The sequence below is a fragment of the Cellulomonas sp. P4_A2 genome (assembly GCF_056402515.1).
Window position 1 is genome coordinate 1 of record NZ_JBFUHG010000070.1, and the last position, 532, is coordinate 532.

A 532-nucleotide genomic window follows, 5' to 3' on the forward strand; every position below is an offset into this window, starting at 1 on the left:
GCAATGGTGCCATTCAACACCGGAATGGCGACAGTGCGCCGAAGCGCCCCTCACCGTGACCAACAAGGGCCCCGACACCGCCACCTACATGTTCGTCACCCTCGGCGGGCTCAAGCGCCTGCGCGTACCGKATGCCGTTCCCGCACCCGAGGCCACAACCCGGCCCAACTGCGCCGGCAAGCAGGCTCCCTGACCGCCGGAAAGTCACGCACCTTGAAAAGGGCGGGCGCAGCCCGATCGCGATGACGGCCGTGGCGGCCCGTCAGGTACGGCTCGGTGCCGGCTCGGAGAGAAGCGCTGCCGCGCGGCGGGGGAGCAGCAACGGAGTCGCCAGCAGGAGCACGCCGGCCAGGCCGATGGCCGTACGCGGGCCGAGCAGGCCGCCCAGCACGCCCCAGACGGCCGTCAGGAGCGCGGTCGTGGCCTTGGTCGTCACCGCCCAGGCGGACAGTGTGCGGGCGACCCGGTCGGTCGCGGTGCGCTCGAGGCGATAGGTGGCGCAGACGGGGTTGAAGACCCCGCAGCAGAAGAT

Annotated in this window: 2 protein-coding genes; one reads left to right on the plus strand and one right to left on the minus strand. The window is 71.4% G+C overall.

Annotated elements, in window-relative coordinates; translation table 11 throughout:
• The coding region (locus AC1DUE_RS20120; RefSeq protein ID WP_477041179.1) for a hypothetical protein at positions 1 to 193 on the plus strand (193 nt) is incomplete at its 5' end.
• Positions 194 to 262: 69 nt separating this feature from the next.
• Here the strand turns inward: AC1DUE_RS20120 and AC1DUE_RS20125 are convergent.
• A partial coding sequence (locus AC1DUE_RS20125) for a hypothetical protein (RefSeq protein ID WP_477041180.1) occupies positions 263 to 532 on the minus strand: 270 nt, incomplete at its 5' end.